Source organism: Candidatus Omnitrophota bacterium (assembly GCA_030688425.1).
GTDB lineage: Bacteria > Omnitrophota > Gorgyraeia > Zapsychrales > JANLHA01 > JAUYIB01.
The window spans coordinates 149,992-169,330 of the sequence record JAUYIB010000016.1 but is presented as its reverse complement, the minus strand read 5'-3'; the positions used below and the strand labels follow the sequence as shown (position 1 = coordinate 169,330).

At 58.2% G+C, this 19,339-nt stretch carries 16 protein-coding genes; 4 read left to right on the top strand and 12 right to left on the bottom strand.

What is annotated here, in order from left to right:
* Nucleotides 1–152 precede the first annotated feature (152 nt).
* The 12 genes from cysK to Q8Q08_06510 form a co-directional block, all read right to left on the bottom strand.
* Nucleotides 153–1,085: a cysteine synthase A gene (cysK, locus tag Q8Q08_06565; protein MDP2653678.1), complete on the bottom strand. Its 933-nt coding sequence runs from the start codon at nt 1,083–1,085 to the stop codon at nt 153–155.
* 111 nt (nt 1,086–1,196) lie between these two features.
* Nucleotides 1,197–3,110 (bottom strand): tRNA uridine-5-carboxymethylaminomethyl(34) synthesis enzyme MnmG, encoded by a 1,914-nt coding sequence (gene mnmG, locus Q8Q08_06560; protein ID MDP2653677.1) that lies wholly within the window; start codon nt 3,108–3,110, stop codon nt 1,197–1,199.
* Between the two features lie 5 nt (nt 3,111–3,115).
* Nucleotides 3,116–3,286 carry a hypothetical protein gene (locus Q8Q08_06555; GenBank protein MDP2653676.1) on the bottom strand — a complete coding sequence of 57 codons (171 nt, stop codon included), beginning with the start codon at nt 3,284–3,286 and terminating at the stop codon, nt 3,116–3,118.
* Nucleotides 3,287–3,392: 106 nt separating this feature from the next.
* Nucleotides 3,393–4,403: a LacI family DNA-binding transcriptional regulator gene (locus tag Q8Q08_06550; GenBank protein ID MDP2653675.1), complete on the bottom strand. Its 1,011-nt coding sequence runs from the start codon at nt 4,401–4,403 to the stop codon at nt 3,393–3,395.
* An 18-nt stretch (nt 4,404–4,421) separates the two neighbouring features.
* Nucleotides 4,422–5,753, bottom strand: coding sequence for a hypothetical protein (locus Q8Q08_06545; protein MDP2653674.1), 1,332 nt, complete (start codon nt 5,751–5,753; stop codon nt 4,422–4,424).
* A 293-nt stretch (nt 5,754–6,046) separates the two neighbouring features.
* Nucleotides 6,047–6,712: a hypothetical protein gene (locus tag Q8Q08_06540; protein ID MDP2653673.1), complete on the bottom strand. Its 666-nt coding sequence runs from the start codon at nt 6,710–6,712 to the stop codon at nt 6,047–6,049.
* A gap of 193 nt (nt 6,713–6,905) precedes the next feature.
* Nucleotides 6,906–7,790: a tetratricopeptide repeat protein gene (locus Q8Q08_06535; protein ID MDP2653672.1), complete on the bottom strand. Its 885-nt coding sequence runs from the start codon at nt 7,788–7,790 to the stop codon at nt 6,906–6,908.
* A 148-nt stretch (nt 7,791–7,938) separates the two neighbouring features.
* Complete coding sequence (locus tag Q8Q08_06530; protein MDP2653671.1) at nt 7,939–10,455, bottom strand: glycoside hydrolase family 2 TIM barrel-domain containing protein; 2,517 nt, start codon at nt 10,453–10,455, stop codon at nt 7,939–7,941.
* Nucleotides 10,456–10,515: 60 nt separating this feature from the next.
* Entirely contained in the window at nt 10,516–11,352 is an 837-nt protein-coding gene (locus Q8Q08_06525) for a carbohydrate ABC transporter permease (GenBank protein ID MDP2653670.1), read from the bottom strand.
* Between the two features lie 238 nt (nt 11,353–11,590).
* The gene (locus Q8Q08_06520; GenBank protein MDP2653669.1) at nt 11,591–12,514 is read right to left on the bottom strand and encodes a sugar ABC transporter permease; all 924 of its coding nucleotides are present in this window, start codon (nt 12,512–12,514) and stop codon (nt 11,591–11,593) included.
* Nucleotides 12,515–12,520: 6 nt separating this feature from the next.
* Entirely contained in the window at nt 12,521–13,819 is a 1,299-nt protein-coding gene (locus tag Q8Q08_06515) for an extracellular solute-binding protein (protein ID MDP2653668.1), read from the bottom strand.
* Between the two features lie 376 nt (nt 13,820–14,195).
* Entirely contained in the window at nt 14,196–14,528 is a 333-nt protein-coding gene (locus Q8Q08_06510; protein MDP2653667.1) for a PilZ domain-containing protein, read from the bottom strand.
* A 208-nt stretch (nt 14,529–14,736) separates the two neighbouring features.
* On the opposite strand from Q8Q08_06510, the gene Q8Q08_06505 reads away from it, so the two are divergent.
* The 4 genes from Q8Q08_06505 (at nt 14,737) to Q8Q08_06490 (ending at nt 19,336) form a co-directional block, all read left to right on the top strand.
* The gene (locus tag Q8Q08_06505) at nt 14,737–15,045 is read left to right on the top strand and encodes a hypothetical protein (GenBank protein MDP2653666.1); all 309 of its coding nucleotides are present in this window, start codon (nt 14,737–14,739) and stop codon (nt 15,043–15,045) included.
* Nucleotides 15,046–15,068: 23 nt separating this feature from the next.
* Nucleotides 15,069–16,790, top strand: a complete 1,722-nt coding sequence (locus Q8Q08_06500; GenBank protein MDP2653665.1) for a hypothetical protein — start codon at nt 15,069–15,071, stop codon at nt 16,788–16,790.
* 22 nt (nt 16,791–16,812) lie between these two features.
* Nucleotides 16,813–18,486, top strand: coding sequence for a hypothetical protein (locus Q8Q08_06495; protein MDP2653664.1), 1,674 nt, complete (start codon nt 16,813–16,815; stop codon nt 18,484–18,486).
* 100 nt (nt 18,487–18,586) lie between these two features.
* On the top strand, nt 18,587–19,336 hold the full coding sequence (locus Q8Q08_06490; GenBank protein ID MDP2653663.1) for a CvpA family protein: 750 nt from the start codon (nt 18,587–18,589) through the stop codon (nt 19,334–19,336).
* The last annotated feature ends 3 nt before the right edge of the window (nt 19,337–19,339 follow it).

The following is a 19,339-nucleotide window of genomic DNA, read 5'->3' as shown; positions in this document are numbered from 1 at the left end:
AAATCGGACCTCTACCAACCCCCGGGGTTGGCAAATGGTTGAGACAGGGACAGTTACATTATACAAAAAGGGGCAGGCTTTTGAAAGCCTGCCCCTCCTAATTTCTTTCTACGACCACCACAACCCCCGGGGTTGTGGTGGGGAATTTCTCATTACCCGCGATACTCCGCGAAAAGATCGGTGCTCAGGTAACGCTCGCCGGTGCTGGGGATGATCACAACGATCATCTTGCCCTTGTTCTCTTCACGGCGGCCCACCTTGAGCGCGGCGCTTACGGCGGCGCCGGAAGAAATCCCGCAGAGGATGCCTTCCTCTTTAATAAGCCGCTTGGCGTGCTCGAAGGCCTCTTCGTTGGTAACCTGCACCACTTCGTCAATGATGCCGGTATTCAGGATCTTCGGCACAAACCCCGCGCCGATCCCCTGGATCTTGTGGGGGCCGGGCTGGCCGCCGGACAGGACCGGAGAGCCGACCGGTTCGACCGCGATGGCCTTGAACGAGGGCTTTCTCTTTTTAATGACCTCCGCGATCCCCGTGATGGTCCCGCCGGTGCCGATGCCGGAGATCAGGATGTCCGCCTGCCCGGCCGTGTCGTTCCAAATCTCTTCGGCCGTGGTCTTGCGGTGGATCTCCGGGTTGGCGGGGTTCTCAAACTGCTGGGGGACGAAATATCTGCTGTCGGACGCGGCGAGTTCCTGCGCCTTGCGGATCGCGCCCTTCATGCCTTCGGAGCCGGGGGTCAGGACCAGGTTCGCGCCCAGCGCCCTCAACAGCGAGCGGCGTTCCAAACTCATGGTCTCTGGCATGGTGAGCGTCAATTTGTACCCTTTGACCGCGCAGACAAACGCCAGGGCGATGCCGGTGTTGCCGGAGGTCGGCTCGACGATGATGGTCTCCGCGTTGATCTTGCCGGCCTTTTCCGCGGCCTCGATCATGGCACAGCCGATGCGGTCTTTGACCGAACCTAATGGATTGAAATATTCAAGTTTCAAAATGATCTCGGCGTGGCAGCCCGCGTTCATCTTGCCCAGGCGGACCAGCGGCGTTTTGCCGATCAATTCGACGATATTATTGGCGATCTTCATGTTGCCGGCTACGTTTGTGCTCATAATTTGCCTCCCTCACTCTTGATTAAACCCGATAGGACATGCGCCAAAGTTAAAGGATTATAACACCGTCCGGAAAGACGTGTCAATTCAAACGTCAGGGAGCCCCGGCGTCTCGCGGGAAATCTTCCTCTGATAGGTCAACTTACGCAGATGGATCATGAGGATGGTGATAGCGGCCGGCGTCACCCCGGAAATGCGGTTGGCCTGCCCCAGCGTCAGCGGGGAAAACTTTTTCATCTTCTGCCGGATCTCGATGGACAGCCCGCCGATGCCGTCGTAATTGATGTCCCCCGGGATGCGGATCGCCTCCAGGTGTTTGAACTTCTCCGCGTTCTTGAGCGCGCGGTGGATGAAGCCCTCATACTTGATCTCATACTCGACCTGGTCGATGACCTCCGGCGGAAAATCCTTGAGAAGCCCGTCGAACGCCGAGATCATGTGATAACGGATCTCGGGGCGCTTCAGCAGGTCGCTCAGCAGGATGGGCTGGCGCAGCGGCTGGCTGTTGTTGGCTTCCAGGATTTCGTCCAGCGGAGAGCCGGGATAAACGCGGGTGGACCTCAGGTGCTCCACTTCCCTGCCGATCATCGCGTATTTGCGCTCGACCTTGGCGAAATCCTCGCCGGACAAAAGCCCGAACTTCCGGCCGTAAGACGCGAGCCGCTTGTCCGCGTTGTCCTCGCGCACGATAAGGCGGTGCTCCACGCGCGAGGTGAACATGCGGTAGGGCTCGTCCGTGCCTTTGGTCGTCAGATCGTCCATGAGAACGCCGATGTAAGACTCATGCCGTCCCAGCACAAACGGCTCCTCGCCCTTCACGCGCAAGGCCGCGTTGATGCCGGCCAAAAGCCCCTGCGCGCCCGCTTCCTCATATCCCGTGGTGCCGTTGATCTGCCCGGCCAGGTAAAGCCCTTTCACCGTCTTTGTCTCCATGAACGGCGTGATGGACGTCGGCGGGATGACCCCGTGCTCGATGGAATACCCGTGGCGGACGAAGCGGACGTTCTCCAGCCCGGGGATCGTGCGCACGAACTCTTCCTGCACCTCCGCCGGCAGGCCGGTCGAGATGCCGTTGGGATAATATTCGTCGGTGTCCAGCCCCTCCGGCTCCAGGAACACGAGATGGTGCGATTTGTCGGCGAACTTCTTCAGCTTGTCCTCGATGGACGGGCAGTACCGCACGCCCGTGGCCTGGATCTGGCCGGAATACATCGGCGACAGGTGGAAATTGTTCCGGATGACCTCGTGCGTGCGCTCGCCGGTGTGCGTGAGATAGCACGGGAGGAGTTTCTGCTCCCTGGGAATGAACGGCGTGCGAAAGGAGAACGGGATAGGCCGTTCGTCCGAATGCTGGATGACCATGCGGGAGAAATCGATGGTCTTGCCGTCGAGCCGCGGCGGCGTGCCGGTCTTGAAGAAAACGACCTCAAAGCCCAGGTCCTTGATGTTGTCCGCGAGCCGCACCGAGGCCGGCTCGCCGATGCGCCCCCCGGGCGTGATGGTCGGACCGACGTGGATGCGGCCCTTCAAAAATGTGCCGGTCGTGACAACGACCGCCGGGGTCTCGAGCGTCAGCCCGGAAACGGTCCGCAGTCCCGTGACCTGCCCGCCGGAGACCAGGATCTCGCTCGCCTCGTCGGCGATCACGGTCAGGTTGTCCTGGTCCCGCACGGCCTTCTGCATGTAAAGCTTGTACTGTTTGCGGTCGCTCTGGCAGCGCGAGGAACGCACGGCCTGCCCCTTGGAGGCGTTGAGCTGGCGGAACTGGATGCCGGTGCGGTCCGCGGCCAGCCCCATCTCCCCGCCGAGCGCGTCGATCTCCTTGACGAGCTGGCCCTTGCCCACCCCGCCGATGGCCGGGTTGCAGCTCATCTGGCCGATGGTCTCGACAAAAAGCGTGACCATGGCGGTCTTGCAGCCCATGCGGCTGGCGGCCAGGGCGGCTTCAACGCCGGCGTGTCCGGCGCCGATGACAACGCAGTCAAATCGATGATGGGACATGGGGGTTATTTGCCTCTGGTGACGACAAAAAAGGTGTTGGTGAGGGTGACGATGAGCAAAAGCAGGGCGAGGAGGTTGAAGTCTTCATAATGGAAATTGGTGAACGTCGCGGCCAGGACGGCGATGATCGTGGCTGTCCACAGAAGGTACATGACGAAGGCGATGAGCTTGCTCATTTCCGTTTCTCCGCTGGGTCGAAAAAGCCCCCCGGGCTTCTTCCGGTTTGAATCCTAAAATACCCTGTTTTGGAAATTTTGTCAACACCCGAGGGATCGGGCGCGGTTATTTCTTCGGCGGGGCGCAGGACTCGCGCATGACCAGCTGGGGGGAAAGCACGGTCTTGGCCGGCGCCTTTTTCTTGCCGGTCATGATGGCGTTGAGCTGTTTGACCGATTCCTCGGCCATCTCGAACAGCGGCTGTTTCATGGTGGTGAGCGCGACCGGGCCGTACAGGCAGATGGGGTTGTCGTCAAACCCGATGATGGACAGGTCGTCCGGGACCTTCATTCCCTTCTCCAGGGCGTAGGCCACGATCTCCATGGCCATGTCGTCGCTCGCGACGAAAATCGCCGTGGGGGGCTGGGGCATGGCGAGGAGCTTCTCGGCCGCGGCGCGCGCGCTGCGCCGGGAATAATCGCCCTCCACGATGTAATCATTATTGAGCGGGATATTGTTCTTCTTGAGCGCCTTTTTGTACCCTTCAAGCCGCTGGCCGCCGGCCTGCTGCTGGGTGTTCCCGGTCACGGTGGCGACCCGGGTGTGCCCCAGGTTGATCAGATACTCCGCGGCCGCGAACCCGCCGGCCAGGTTGTCGATGCCGATATAACTCACCGGCAGATCCTCGACGATGTTGTTGATGACCATGCAGGAGATCCCGGCATCCAGGGCCGCTTCCACCTGCTTGCGGTTCTCGATGATGTCGGCGAAGATGATGCCGCCCACGCTGTTGGTGTTGATGGGATTGAGCCCGTTGGTGATATGGAACACCAGGTCGAGCTTGAGGATCTCGCAGGAATGCCCGATACCGCGGATGATCTCGACGGCGTAGAAGGAGTGGAAGATCCCCGGGTATCCCGGCATGACGAGCCCCAGGGCGTTGGTCACGCCCGTGGCCAGGCGCTGGGCGCTGACGTTGGGCTTGAATTTGAGATGGGCGATCGCCTCTTCGACGCGGGACTGGTTGTCCTTGCTGACGGTGGGGATGTTGTTTAAGACGCGGGAGACGGTGGTGATGGAAACCTTGGCGCGGCGGGCGACGTCTTCAATGCTGATATTTTTCGGTTTTTTCGGCATAGGAAAACACCGGGGGTGTCACCGGACGCTGTCGCCGACCTGGATCTCGGCGGCTTTCTCGCGGATATCCGCCGCCGCGATGTCCTTCCGGACCTGGATGACGGACAGCTCGGCGACGTATTCGCTGCCGTGATAAACGTGCAGGATGTCGCCGATCTTGATGCCGGCGGATTCTCCCGCGTCCACGATGACAAAATTGTTGTCCGCGTTCACGCTGACCACGCGGCCGTCCAGGGCCCCGGCCTCGGCGGACGGCGGCTCATCGGAGGAGACCGGGGAGACGCTGTCTCCCCCGTGGGCGCTCACGACGATCGGTGGAAGCTGGATCGAGCTGGAGCTGGACGATTTGGCCGCGGGCTTGAAACTCTTCTCCAGGGTCTCCTTGATCTTCCAGATCTCGTCGATCCGGTTCTGGATCAGGTTCTCGGTCTCGGCCATCCTTTTCTCAACGGACTTCTTTTCGTCCTGGAGCTTCACGATGCTCTTTTCCAGGGCGACCTTGGTGGACGTGAGTTCCTTGATCTGCTGGCGCAGGCCCGCGTTCTCCTTGGTGATCCGGTCCAGCCGGTCGCCCATGAATTTCTTGTCGTTCTTGGCGCGGGCGAGGTCCAGGGACAGCGTGTCCGCCAGGTCCTGGCCGTATTTGATCTCGCGCTCGATGGTTTCTTTGTCGCCTTTCAGACCGTTGAGTTCCAACTGCAGATCGCCGTTCTGTTTCTTCAGCTCGCCGAGCTCCACCTGGCTCCTGGAAAGCTCGTCCTTGACGTTATTGAGCTCGACCTCCAGCGCGGCCTTCTGCTTGAGGACAGCGGCCCAATATTCGTCCCCTTCATCAATGACGGGAACGGCGGGTTCGGGTTTGTCGGCGGGTTTCGGGGCGGGCGGCTGCGCAGCGGCCGGGCCGGTCTCTTGTCCGGCGGGCGGCGCGGTCTCATCGGCCGGCTTCTCGATATATTTGAAGACGACTTTTTCCTTCGGCTTCTCTTCAAGCTTGACCAAAAGATTGTCGCGCTCGGCGCGGAGGGTCTCGATCTGTTTCTTCTGCTCTTCAACTTCGCTGTTGAATTTTTCCAGCTTTTCGTTGAGGCTGGAGATGTTGGTGTCGAGGCCGCCGAGCTTGTTTTCCAGCTCGTTCTTCTTGGCTTCGACGTCCTTGAGTGTTGCGGCGAGCTGGTTCTTTTCGAGGGTGAGGTTGCGTTCCTTGAGCTGGTACTCGTCGATGTTCTTGAGGAGCCCCTGCTTTTCCTGCTCCAGCTGGAGCTTCTGGGATAACGTGAGCCCGGCAAAAAGGAAAGATCCGATCAGAAGGGCAACCAGAATGCCGAGACTAAGCCGTGCGGCACGGGACATACCGTCTCTCTTTCATCGTTTCGTCACGTTATTCCGAAAATAAAAATATTCAAACGGTGATTTTATAATTATGAATATAACAAAGGATAATATCCAATACAAGTAAAAAAGAATTTATTTCTGCGTCTGCGCGGCGTTTTGCGCGGCAGAAAGGGCTTCGGATCACTTTGGGGGAGAATGGGTAAGAAATGGCGGATCTTCCGGCGGGCCGTCCCGGAAAGGGGGAAGACAAACAAAAACCCCGCGGTTTTCCGCGGGGTTTTTGAAAGAAAGGCCCGGCCGTGAAACGGCTTTTATTCGTACTGGATTTCGTCCAAATAGAACACGCAATTCTCGGGATTGACATCCACGTTGGTGGACCAGCCGAAACCGCCGCTCACGTAGGTCAGGTCCTTGCCCCGCAGGTCAATGGTGTACTGCTGCCATTCGTTGGTGAGGATCACCGGGCCGATGACGGCGGTGTCGGTGTCCGGATAATCCCCGGTGATGCCGCCCATCTTGAATTCCTCGATCCGCTCCCCGCCTTTTTCCCCCCGGGCCCAGAAGGTCAGCCGTTCGGCGCCGGTCAGGTCAAACCCGCCCTTGCGGCTGCCCCAATTGTTGGCCGGGTTCAGCCAGTAGATCCCCACCCATTTCTGGTCTTCTCGGGAGCAGGCCACGTCATACACGATCTTGATGCAGGAAGACCCGTCATGGCAGTTCTCTTTCCAGGTGTCCTCAAACGTCATGCATTTTCCGTTAGGCATGAAACCCGATGGGACAAAATGGTTATCACGGGTCCCTTTGTTTTTATAAATCACGAACGGCTGGAACTTTTTCTCCGTGGTCCCTGTCTCCGAGGCCGCTACAGACGCGGTCACGGCGTCTCCGGAGGACATTTGATCCGGCTGGGGCTTCCCGCACCCGGCCGCGGCCAGGATCGTTAGAGGAACAGCAATGGACAGAATCAATCTTTTCACTTCAAGCATCCTTTTTTACTTGGTTAAAAAATCCTTGCGGATCAATGGAATAAGGACGTCCCCAGCATCCGTTCGGGGACATTGGGGACGTCCGTGAAAACCGTTAGCAGAACAGCCGGCTGAAGCCCCACGGCTCGACGGCCTTAGGTTCTCTCCCTGGGCTTTCGCCGGAGCGAAAGCCCGCGAAGCGGGATTAATTCTCGGCCAACTCATCCAGCTTCATCTGGGCCGCCTCGGCGGGTTTCCAGAACCAGCCGGGTGCGTTTGCGGGATCAGGACCGGGGTCCCAGCACTGGGAATAAAAATAGCCGTCCACCAATTCCTTATACGCCTTCTTGGCTTCGTCGTTCTTGCCGGCGTTCTTGTAGGCCTCGCCTTTGATGAAGAGGCAGGCGCCCACGTCGTTCAGGGCCCAATAGGAGAAAATGGTCTCCTTGGATTCCCAGGGATACTCGCTCAAGGAGCTCTGCATCTCTTTGGCCTTGTCGGCATAAAGCTCGATGCATTTGTTGCAATAGGCCTCGACCCCGGCCAGGTCCTGGTTCTTCAGGGCTTCCCAGGCCTTGGTCGCGAGCGTGGAGGACTTGTAATCACCGAAGTCCAGCGTGGAGCCGGACTCGATCATGGAGATCTTTTCCTTTGCGGCCTCGGCCGGCTTCCAGAACCACCCCCCGACGTCATAGCACTGGCCGAACGTGAATTCCTTGACAACGCGGTTGTAGGCGGCCTTGGCCTCGTCTGTTTTCCCGGCCTTGCGGTACGCCTCGCCCTGGATAAAAAGGGCGGTGGCCACGTCGTTGAGCGCCCACATGGCGAAAATCTTGTCGTTTGTGCCCTCGACGTAGTCCGTCATGCTGGCCTGCATCTTCTTGGCCTGACCTTCATAAAGCTCCAGGCATTTATTGGTGTAAGCCAAAACGGCGTCGAGGTCGTTTTCCTCAAGCGCCTTCCAGGCCTTGCCGACGAGCGTGACCGAACGGTAATCCCCGTAATTGTACGCCGCGGCGGCCGGTCCGGCCGACAGGGTGAGCCCCCCCGACAACAGGGCAAAAACCAAAACTCCCTTTACTACGTTCATGACTGATCCTCCTCTGGTTTGACAACGGTTGCTGATGATCATATTTATGGATGACTCCGGTGAAATCCCGGACCATTAAGCTGGAAAACGCTTCCCCCCCCCCAAAGACTCACCAAGTTTAGCACATTTCTTTTTTATTTGCCAACAGTTACCTGGTACGGCTTTTGCGCAAGGCGGCGATGCCGAACCCGATCAGGACCGCCGCGATCAACAAAAACACGCGGGACGCCGCCTTCCCGGGGCTCTTTGGCGGGTAGGGCTTGCTCCACATCTGCTTGTAGGTGAAATAGGCCTTGCGCAAATGACGGAGGAACGGGCTGCTCTGCCCGTCGCCCTGGCCCGTGATGCCGAACCATTCCTCAAAATAATATCCTCCCGGGAACGGGCCGATCGCGTCGGATTTCTTATCATGATAGAACGGCTCGTAGTTTTTCCACCACTCGTCGACCCATTCGAACAGGACCCCGCCCAGGGCGTTTCCCGTCCCTTCCCTGCGGCCGGCCGTATTGGCTTCGATGTCCATCCAGTTGCCCATGTGATAGTTGGCCTGGGCCGCCTCGCCCTCGTCGAGCGTAAGATGCCGCGCGTAGGCCGGGGCCCCGTACTCGGTGATAAAGGCGGGCTTGCCCGTGGCGTCAAACACCTGCTCCCAGAACGAACCGAACCCGTAATCCCCGCGGTAGACGTTAGCCCCGAAAATGTCGACGTCGGGCGCGTGCTTCGCAAAAATGTCGAGGTAAAGCGTGTCGCCGTTGCAGAAGGCCACCGGGTGGTTGGGATCGAGCGCCTTGATCATTTTGGCGACCTCGTTGGCAAACTTGAAATACGCCTCCGGTTTCTTGTCGGCGTTGGAAGCGACCCCGTAATTGTTCTCGTTGCCCAGGACCCACATGAGGATGTACGGCTCGTCCTTGTACGCCAGCACCATCTTGCGCACGGATTCCATCATGTTCTTCTGGTGGACCGGATTCTCGTAATCCGTGCCTTCGTCCCAGTCGGCCCCGGAGCCGAGGGCGTACTTCCCGAGAAAATCGCCGAGGATGAGATACAGGCCGTACTGTTCATGCATCCTGCGCATGACCTCTTTATCCGGCTCGACGGGCTGGTGATACTCGCGGATCGCGTTGGCGCCCATGTCCTTCAAGAGCTGAAAATCGCCCACCACCGGCTCGTCCGCGTCCTGTTTGTTGTTGCGGTTCTTGTCCACCCAGACATCGTACGGCCCGTCGGGTTTGCCGTTATTGTTGCTGTCCTCTTTCATCCAGGGCTTGAGCGTTCCCTTGTCCGGGCTCTGCCCGATCTTGGTGGGATGATAGGTCACGCCTTTGAGCAGGAACGGCTTGCCGTCCACCATCATCTGCCAATGGCCGTTGTCGTACTGAACGAGCTTCACCTTGCCGCTGCCCACGGTCTTGACGATCTTCCGCAACGGCACGTACGGCGAATCCAGGTTCAATTTTTCGCGAAAAGAATCCCAAAAGGTGTTCTTCTGGACGACGCCGGGGTAGGTGATGATCCGGTCGTTGGTGATGTCGTTGTCGAACCCGTTCTTCACTTCCATCTTCATCCACTTCACCTTGAGGTTCAATTCGGGATGGGAGCGGACGAGGTGCTTGATCTTGGCGATGGCGGCCTGGCCCGGATACCACGGGGTCTGCCAGTAGGTCCAGCCCACCGTTTTCGGGAAATGCACGACGATCGCGTGATACGACTTCAGGGCCTCACTGTACATCTTGGCTTTTTCAAAGATCATACCGAGATAGAACAGCTTGATCCCCCACGGCTCGCTGGCCATGGCCCATTTGTAATAGGCGGCCTCCAGGTCGTCGCTGTGAACGTAATCCCAGTGACTCCCCTCCAGGCGGCCCTCGGCCTTGGCTTTTTTATAACCGGGGTTCTTGAGGATCGCGCCGGTGTTGGGATAGATCCCCTCGCCCACGGCCTTGGACAGGGCGGCCGGGTCGTTGACCTTGTAGGAATAATTCTCCGTGCCCACGCCGATGAACTCGCCGTACTTGGTGTAGTCGATGATGCTCGCGGTCCCTTTGGCGTGCAGGCTCGGCAGGGTCCGGATCCTTTTCTCGATGGTATCCGGCTCATCCTTGACCTTCCCCAGCATGACGTCGATGCTCGCCTGGCTTTTCTCCGCCACGGACCAGAACGCGCCGCGCGACGGGTCCCACGCCTGGGCATACTGATAATTCCTGATGATGTCCTCAAACAGCGCGATGGCCTCGTCCTTGCGCCCCTGGTTCATGACGAACTCCGCCTTGACGAAAAGGATCGTGCCGACGTCGTTGAGGACCTGGTAATCGGCTTCCCTGCCTCGTGAAGGAAAACCCGCCAGCGACGCCTGCTGTTCGCGCGCCTTTTGATCGTAGAGGCCGAGGCATTCATCCACCAGGGAGACAAGGTCGTCCCATTTGGTCTGGCCGGACAGTTTCCAGGCCTGGCGGAGATACTCCGCCGGGGATTTGCCGGCGGGCGGGACGGGCTCCGGGGAGGGCGGATTGTCCGCGACAACGCCGTTGACCTCCGGGAGAACGGCTTCGGGAATTTCCGCGTTCCCGGCCGGCTGTGAAAACACCCGCGGGGACGCGCCGGCGACGACGGCGAGGATGAAAAAGAGAACAAGCGATTTGCTGAGAGGATAAGGCTGGGACATTTTGAAAAGGCTCCTTATGAATGAATAAACGTTAAAGGCGCTTCATTTCCGCTCCGCCGGCTACAACAGCCCCTGGCGAAAACCTCTGACAATGTGCTTTTGCATCAGGAGGCAGATCAGGATGATCGGCACGGCGGCAATGGTCAACCCCGCCATGAGCAGAGGATAATCCACGCTGTGCGATCCCTGGAAGACCATGAGCCCCCTCTGCAGAGGCATCAGGCCCCTGTCATTCAAAAGGAGCGTGGCCAGGATGTATTCGTTCCAGACGATCAAAGAATTGAAGATCACGACCACCGCGATCGCCGGCCGTGCCAGGGGCAGGGCCACATGCCACCAGATCCCCAGCTTGGAACATCCGTCAATGCGGGCCGCGTCTTCCAGGTCCGAAGGCATTTTGTCGAAAAACGTTTTCAACAGCAGGATGCTCAGCGACAGCCCGACGTTGATCATGCACAGGATATACCCGATGCGGGTGTTGATCAGGTGCAGTTTGTTCATCAGGACGTACAAAGGGACGAAACTTCCGGGCAGAGGGATCATCATGGCGGCGACGAACATGTAGAAAAAAATGTCCCGGCCGGGAAAACGCAGCCGTGAAAAGGCGAACGCGGCCAAAGACGCGATGATCACGATCCCGAACACGACCGCGCCCGTGTAGACCAGGCTGTTGATGAAATAAACCCCGAAATGGCCCTCGGTCCAGGCCGTGGTGTAATTGTGAAAATTCAATTCCGCCGGGATGAGCGATTTGTCGCTGAAGATGGTTTCATTGGTCATCAGGGACGAACGCAGCATCCAGAAGAGCGGAAAAAGGCAGATCAGGGCGAACAGCAGCAAAAAGGCGTGGATCGCCGCTGATTTTCCGATACGGAGGACGCGGTCTTGGCTCATCATGAAGAACTCCTTGAAAAACTTGCCTCTGCTGTCATCCCTGAAGACCCCGCATCCCGCCTTCGGCGGGAACCTGCGGGGTTAATTCCTGCCTGCCGGCAGGCAGGCGCCCGACAAACTTGCGTTCGCCTACGGCTCCAATGGGACTCATGACCCCTGCTGCTTCGCTTTGCGAAGCAGCAGGGGTTAATTCGCGCAAATCATTTACGTCGCCCTCTGGGCTCCGTAAATGATGCGCTCATTAAACTTTCATCCGGTCTGACAATTTCTTAAGCGCGAAGGAAACCGATACCAGGATCAGGCCGAACACGACGCCCTGGGCGCAGGCGTAGCCGAACCGGTTGGTCGATGTCATCGACTCCAGGATCCGCGTGACCGGCACCGAGGTGTAATCCACCAGCCCCTGCCCGGCCATGGACAAAATGAGGACGAACACCTGCATGGACCCCAGGATCGTCAGGATCATGACGACAACGATCATCGGCAGCATGTTGGGAACGGTCACGTTCCAGAACACGCCCCAGGGTCCGGCGCCGTCCACGCGCGCCGCTTCATAAAGCTCTTTATCGATCATCTGCAACCCCGCCAAAAGCATGACGAAGCCCCAGCCGAACCCTTTCCACGAATGCACGACGGCGATACAGGTCAGGGCCGTCCCGGGATCGGACAGCCAGTCATTGACCAGATGCGGAAGGCCTGTTTTCACGAGCGTATAATTCAACAGCCCGATCTGCTGGCCGTCCTGCGCTCCGGCGTACAGGATCCACTGCCAGATCAAACCGACGACGACCTCGGAGAGGACCGGCGGGATGAAAAAGACCACACGGTAAAACTGCTTCATCTTGATGTCCCGGTCGCAAGCGAGCGCCAGCCCAAAGGCCGCGGCGTTCTGGAAGGTCAGGGCGATCAGCGTGATGAACGCCGCGTTGCCGATCGAATTCCACCAGGACTTGTCGTCCAGGAGATCCCGGAAATTCATCAGGCCGACGAAATCGCGATGAAGGCTGATCCCGTTCCATTCTTGAAGGGACAGATGAAAAATGTCGAAAAACGGATAGATATAAAAAACGGCGAAAATGGCGACCGCCGGCACGATGAACAGGAAGTTCTCGAATTTTTCAAGAACGCGCGGTCCGCAGATTGATGAGGGGTACGGTTTGGGCATGGGGCCTTAACGCTTGTTTCTCAATTTTTCCATCTGGCGGGCCTTCATCTTCTGCACGTCCTCGGCCACCTGCCGGGGGGTCTTCTCGCCGATGACGATGGACTGCACGCCCTTGTTGAAGGCCTCGAGTACGACCGGGTCCTCGTTGTTTTCCCACAGCGCCCGGTGGGTGGTGAAGTCCATGGTGGCCGCGAATTCGGAGAGGATCTTCGGGATGGACGCCAGCGATTCCTTGTTGGACGGGAGGTTCTTGGTCTCCTCCGCGAGAAAGGTCTGCTGCTCCTTGGCCGTGATCCAGCGCAGGAAGGCGACGGCCTTCTCCTTGTTCCCGGACATATCGTTGACGACAAACGAGGAGCCGGCCCCGCCCCAGATCCTCATCGGATATGCCGAGCCCGCCGCCGGAGGCAACATGACCCCGTATTCCAGGTCGGGGTTCATGTCCTTGTAAACGTTCACGCACCAGGAGCCGTTGAAGGCGAACGCCGCGCGCTCAAGGGCGAAATCCTGCTCGGCGTATTTGTTGGTCTTGGTCACGATCCCCTCGGCCAGCGCGCCGCTCTGGCTCAGCGTCTGAAAGATCTCAAAAACCCGGATCCATTCCGGATCGGTGTACGGGACCTCCCCGCGGTACGTGGCCAGGACTTTGTCCTCGCCCATGATGTTGAACGCGTAATTCGAGGCGAAGCACTCGACCATCCACAGCTCTCCCCATCCGGAGACGAGCCCGCCCACCCCGACGCGTTTGAGCGCGGCGGCGGCCTCGATGAAGTCCTCGAACGTGGCCGGCGGGTCCGCGATCCCGGCCTTCTGAAGGAGTTTCTTGTTGTACAGCATCTGGATATTCGTGACGTCGATCGGGACGCCGTAGATCCCGGGTTTGATCCGGTAAACATTGCCGTCGTTGAAACGGTTGACCGCGAGCGCCTTGGGGAAAATCACTTTTTCCCACGCGCCCGAGTCTTTGGCGAATTCATCTGTCAGATCGGCCACAAATCCGTTCTCAATAAAGGACGCGAACACCGACTTTTTGTCGAGGACCCCGAAAATGTCCGGAAGGACCCGGGCCTGGGCCGCGACGATGACCTTCTGGGAATAAATGTCCGAGGGGGCGTAGAGCTCAAAAAGGACCTTGACCCCGGTCTGCTCCTCGTACTTCCTGGCGAGGGTTTCAAAGGCCTGGTGGCGGTCCGTCATCCAGTGCCAGATGACGAGAGGGGTATTTTTTTGTGCGGGGGGTTGGGAACAACCGTGAAAGATCAGGACGGCGAGAAGGGGAACGGCAAAAATCCGGTTTTTGCTCATGGCAGGAGATTCTTTTGTTGAATCGGGAAAAGGCCGTTGACCGCGCCGTTCCCCGTATTTTCAAAAATCCCAACCCGCGGGAAGGTCCGTAAACGCCGCCCTCCCAAAATGTTTTGCTTCAACTCAAAAAAAACGATCTCGTGGGCTTCAAGGAAATTAGGGGGAGTGTAACATACAGAAAAACACCGGTCAAGATTTTTATGGGGCCCCCGCCCTGTTTGAGGCGGTCCGGTGCCGGACATCTCTTCATAATAATTTTTCTTATAAAGAAATAAAAATGCCTATTAAATAAATTTTAAAATAATCAGGAAAACGGCGGGAAACGCGGCAGGGGTAATCAATAAGCGGGACTAAACCGCAGGCTTAGGCCCGCGGTTCAGTCCTGCGCAACTAGCTTGAAGATCCTCTGCATTTCCATGAGATTGATCTTGTGAAACCGGAGTCCGGCTTCCCAGAGATCGGGGGACTTGCTCTTGACCCAGACCACCTGGCCGTTGAGGGTCATGGGGTTGAAACTGTCCGGCAGCTTCACTTCCAGAGAAACGCTGTCGTGGAGAAAAAGCCGCTCTTTGGTGGCGACCTTCAGGCCTTCGGCCGACGCGTCCCGGAGGAAAACGTCCGTTCCAAATTCATTGCGGGAGTGTTTATACTTGAGAGGAAATCTCGCGGAAAATCGATCAAACGTCCGTTTATCTTGTTCAACCTGCATGGGGGATCCCCTTCCTCCGTGGCTTAACTGTATTCTATTACGGCGCCCCTCTGAAATCAAGAACAATTCCGCGCCCGAAGTCCTCATCCGAGGAGCGGGCCCGGACTTGTCCGCCTCCAGGGCAAAGTCTCCCTTATTCTCTCTTGAATTCCCTATCGTAAGTGATATACTTTTTTCGGGACAATCATCCGCGGAAAGCCGAGAACCCATGGTGTATGAAAAAAAAGTTGATTTAACAGATAAATACAAGGCCAAAGGCGCTCAAAAGGTCGATTACAAAGAATATCTGGCCATGCAGCGCAAGCAGGCCCAGCAACCGAAGTTCCGCCTGCCGGTTTACGCCAAGATCCTCCTGGTCACACCGTTCCTGATCATCTTCTGCTTCGGCGTTTTTTACATTCCTTTTCTGATCTTCAAGGCCGCCTCGTCCTCGTCCAAATCTCAGACAACCGGGAAATCCGGAACCACGATCTCCGGCTCCAAGGCCTCCAAGAGCGCCACGGAGAAGACTCGCTGAACCCAGACCACCACCGATAACCGATGGCCCGGCCTTCCCCGACAGAACCGCGGCTTACCTTCCTCTTCGTCCTTGCCACGACACTGGCCATTTTCCTGATCCTCGCCTATCAGACGTTTTACATCAATTACTGGCCGTCCGATTCGTTCATCCCCTACATCCCGGCCGCCAGCCACCTGTTCGAGACCCGCTATTTTTCCGAGATCCACAGCATCCCCATCAACCAGGCGCTCTGGATCACCATGCACGCCAAAGAAACGCTGATCCTCGGCATCGCGGTCCTCCAACGGCTGCTCCGGGACATCGACAGCCTTTATCCGAACGTCCTCCTGCTTTTGATGTCCGTGGCCGCCTCGTCCCTGTTCCTGTACGGCATTTTCCGAAAACTGGCCGGGCCGTTCGCCGGCGTGCTGGCGTTCGCCCTTTTCACCGGAACATTCTGGCCCTATATGTACTGCCTGCAGGGCGCGCACCAGCCGCTGGTCTTCGCGGCCTTCCTGGGCTCGGCGTATTTTATCCTGGCAAGCCGCCGGTCGAGGATCTTCCATCTGCTGTCCGGGCTCTTCTTCGGGTTCATGGTCTTTTCCTCCCCGACCTCTTTCCTTTATGTCCCGTATTGGGCCGCCCTTTTCGTCCGCGCGGTTTTTTATGACGCGGAGATCCCCGCCGGGGAACGCGGGAAGGAAGCGGCCCTCCGGATGCTTTTCGTCCTGCCGGGCGTGCTGGCCGTGGTCCTGCTCTTCACCCTGCCCGACCCGGCGCACAGCTTGAGGGAATTCATCGCCTATGTCCGTTTCAGCCAGTACGGCAACAACTTCGCGATCTACCACAATTACGTCTACCAGTACAGCCCGATCCCTCCCTACTTCCGAGGGGCGGGCTGGCCCTGGGTCCTGAAATATTTCTTTCTGATCATGCCGGTTTTATTCGGCGCCTACGTGCTGGCGGTCTTCTATTTTTTCAGAAGGGGCGTGAACCGGAAACTCTGGCTCCTCATCATCCTGTTCAGCCTGTCCACGCCGATCGCGGTGGAGACAAGCCACGTCGCGCAGTTCGGGCGCAACTACTTTTCCTGGCTGTTCGGCATCATCGGGCTTGTCTGCCTCGCCGCGGATGATATCCGGCGCCGTCTTCCGCCGGGCGGGAAACGGCTCCGGGCCGCGCTGGCCGGGATCGCCGTCCTTGTCCTCGCCGGCCACATCGCCCATAATGCGTACATCTTCCTGACGGACGTCTTCCCGTCCCGGCTGGCCACAACACGGATCCACGGCTGGCTCCAAGAAAACAACGTGCTCAATGTTTACACATACCAGTACCATCCGCTCAAATTCAATTTCATCGCCTTCCTGAACAATCCCAAGCAGCCTTACAAAATCAACTTTCGATACATCAACACCCTCCGGGAAGCCAAGGACGGACTGATCCTCATTCCGCCCATCACGGGGAAGAACATTTACAAAGAATGCCGCGACAACGATTATTACAGGGACCCGTATCTGACACAGCTTTACGGTTCGGGGCGGTTGGGCCGGTTTGTGGCCGGGGATTTCCCGACGCTGGCGTCCAGCCGGATATGGGCGCAGGAAGAAGAGATCTGCACCTACATGGACCTGATTCTCGGCAGGATATCCGGGGAAGACCGGCGGAAAGGCCGCGTTATTATCCTGGACGCCGCGAAATTGCAGAAGGAATGGTTCCTCCGCGAAGACCGGCCGTTCGGGCCGGGCCAGCCCTCCGGGCTGTAAGGACAGAGGCAAAGGGCTTTGCATGAAAACAAAAGAAAAATATTTTCCGGCGATTGTCCTTGCCGGCGGGCTCATCCTGGTTTGGCTGGCCTGGACGACGCGCGAGATCAATTTCTGGCCGTCGGATTCGTATAAGCCCTATGTCCCCACCGCCGCCCGGCTGTTCGAGCTCCCCGCTCTTTCCCGGATGCATGAACTGCCGGACACGCCCATCCACCGCCTGAACATGCACGGCAAGGAGGCCCTGGTCCTGGGGATTGCCGTCATGCAAAGAATTCTCAATGACACCGAGAGTCTGTATCCGAACGTCCTTCTCCTCCTGTTGAGTGTTTTCGGTTCCACCCTCTTTATTTACACGATCACCGCGCGCCTGCTGGATCCTCTGTCCGGGTTCGCGGCGTCGGCGCTGTTCGCCGCGTCCTTCTGGCCGGTCCTGTACAGCCTCCAGGGAGCGCACCAGCCCCTGGTCCTGTTCAACGGCCTGGCCGCCATCGCCTTTTTTTTGAACGCGCGGGGGCGTGCCGTCTTCTACCTGCTCGGCGGTGTCGTAACCGGATTCATGCTTTTCTCATCGCCGACCGCGATCATTTACCTCCCCTATTTTGCCGCGCTTCTGTTCAAACTGTCTGAACGGCCCCGGCCTGCCCCCAAAAATATTCTGCGCGCTCTTTTGCTCATCGGCGCGGGGGTTTTCTGTGTCCTGACCCTGTTCACCTGGCCGGATCCTTTACGCTATCTCTCTTCCGCGTCCCGTTTCCTCGCGCTCAGCAGCCAGGGCAACCATTTCGATTTCTATCACAACGCGATCGGCCATTATCTCCCACCGCCCTACGATTCCGGAGACTATTATTTCCGCGGGGCGGGATGGCGATGGATCATAAAATATTTTCTTCTCATCATGCCGTTTTTGTTCCCGGCCTTCCTGCTCGCCTCGGTTTATCTTCTCCGGCGGGCCATACGGGACATCCGCACCGCGGGGGCCCTCCTCGTCTGCTGGTCCACGCCCGTCCTGGTGGAAGCGGCCCACGTGTCCCAATTCGGCCGTAACTATTTCTCCTGGATGCCGGGCATCGTTTTTCTGACCGCCTACGCTTTTTTCCTGATCCGGAAGGACACGCGCCTCCCGGCGCCGGTCCGGGCCAAAGCCGCCGTCGGAGGATTGGCGGCGCTCCTGGCCTGTCACGCCCTGTTTAACATCGTTGTGCTTGCCGGCGACATCCTCCCTTCCCGGATGTTCACGGCGGAAATCCGCCGCTGGCTGGACCGGAACGGCATCGAGGAGGTCCTCGTCTACCAAAACCATCCGAGAAATATCAACGTTGCGGACATGATGAACAACCCCCGCTCCAAGGAGAAGATCCGGTTCAAAGGGATCACCTCTCTCCGGGACGCGCGCGACGGATACATTCTCATTCCACCGGTGAGCGGCAACGTGATCTGGAGCAATTGCGCGATGGAGGACTACCGGGAAGACCCCGCATTGACGGAACTGCTCCGCACGGGGCAACTGGACAGTTGGGCCGCGGCTGTCTTCCGCCCGTTCGCCGCCAGCCGGTACTGGAACCAGGAAGAGGAGATCTGCACCTACCGGGACCTGATCCTCGGACATTTTCAAAACGAGGACCGGGCCAAGCAGATGGTTTACATCCTGGACGGCCGCAAGCTGTATCGAACCCTGAACGAAAACCGTCCCTGACCCCCGGCCCGGACGCGGCAACGGCGAAGGCACAAAAAACGCAAATCACTTCATCGGAAGAATTCTTTCAGATATACTACTTTTAGAATAAAATGCCGCCATGTACACCAAGACCGACATCGTCCTTCTCTGTCTCTTCCTCTTTTTCCTGCTGAACGGCTGGCGCCGCGGTTTTCTGCGCACCATCCTGGCGCCGCTGTGCCTGCTGATCTGCACGGTCATCGGGGTCTTCATTTACGATCTGACGCACAACATCGTCAAGGCCGCCGCCTTTGTGTCGGTCGGGACCCTGGTGGCGACACTCCTGGCGCACATACTCCTGGGCATGGCCAAGCGCACGGTCGACCCCAATTACCGCGACTATTGCATCTGGTACAGCCGTCTGCTGGGAAGCCTGTTCGGGCTGGCCTGGGAGGGAGGGATCACGGTCCTGATCGTCATCTCCCTGACCCTGGCGCCCATGAAGCTTTACGGGATCGAGAAGGTCCAGGATGACGTCCAGAGGTCTTTCGCCTTTTCGCTGATGGAAAAAAAAGTGATCGCGCAGAAAGAATGGATCCAAAACAACCTGTCGGCCATGGCGGTCTTTGAAGATCCCCAAAAAATGGAAGAGCTGTCCTCGACCCAGGAATTCCAGGACTTCTTCCAGGACGAGAAAATCCAGGCCCTGGCCGACAATCAGGCCCTTGTGGAGCATGTCCAGAAAGGGCAACTGCAAAAACTCCTGAACGACCCGCAGGTCACCGCGATCGTCCGGGACGACGCCCTCATGGAAAAATTCATGAATTTCTATTACCGCGTCTACAAATTCGCCCTGGAAGAGCAGAAAAAACAACGGCCAAGGGAGTAACCC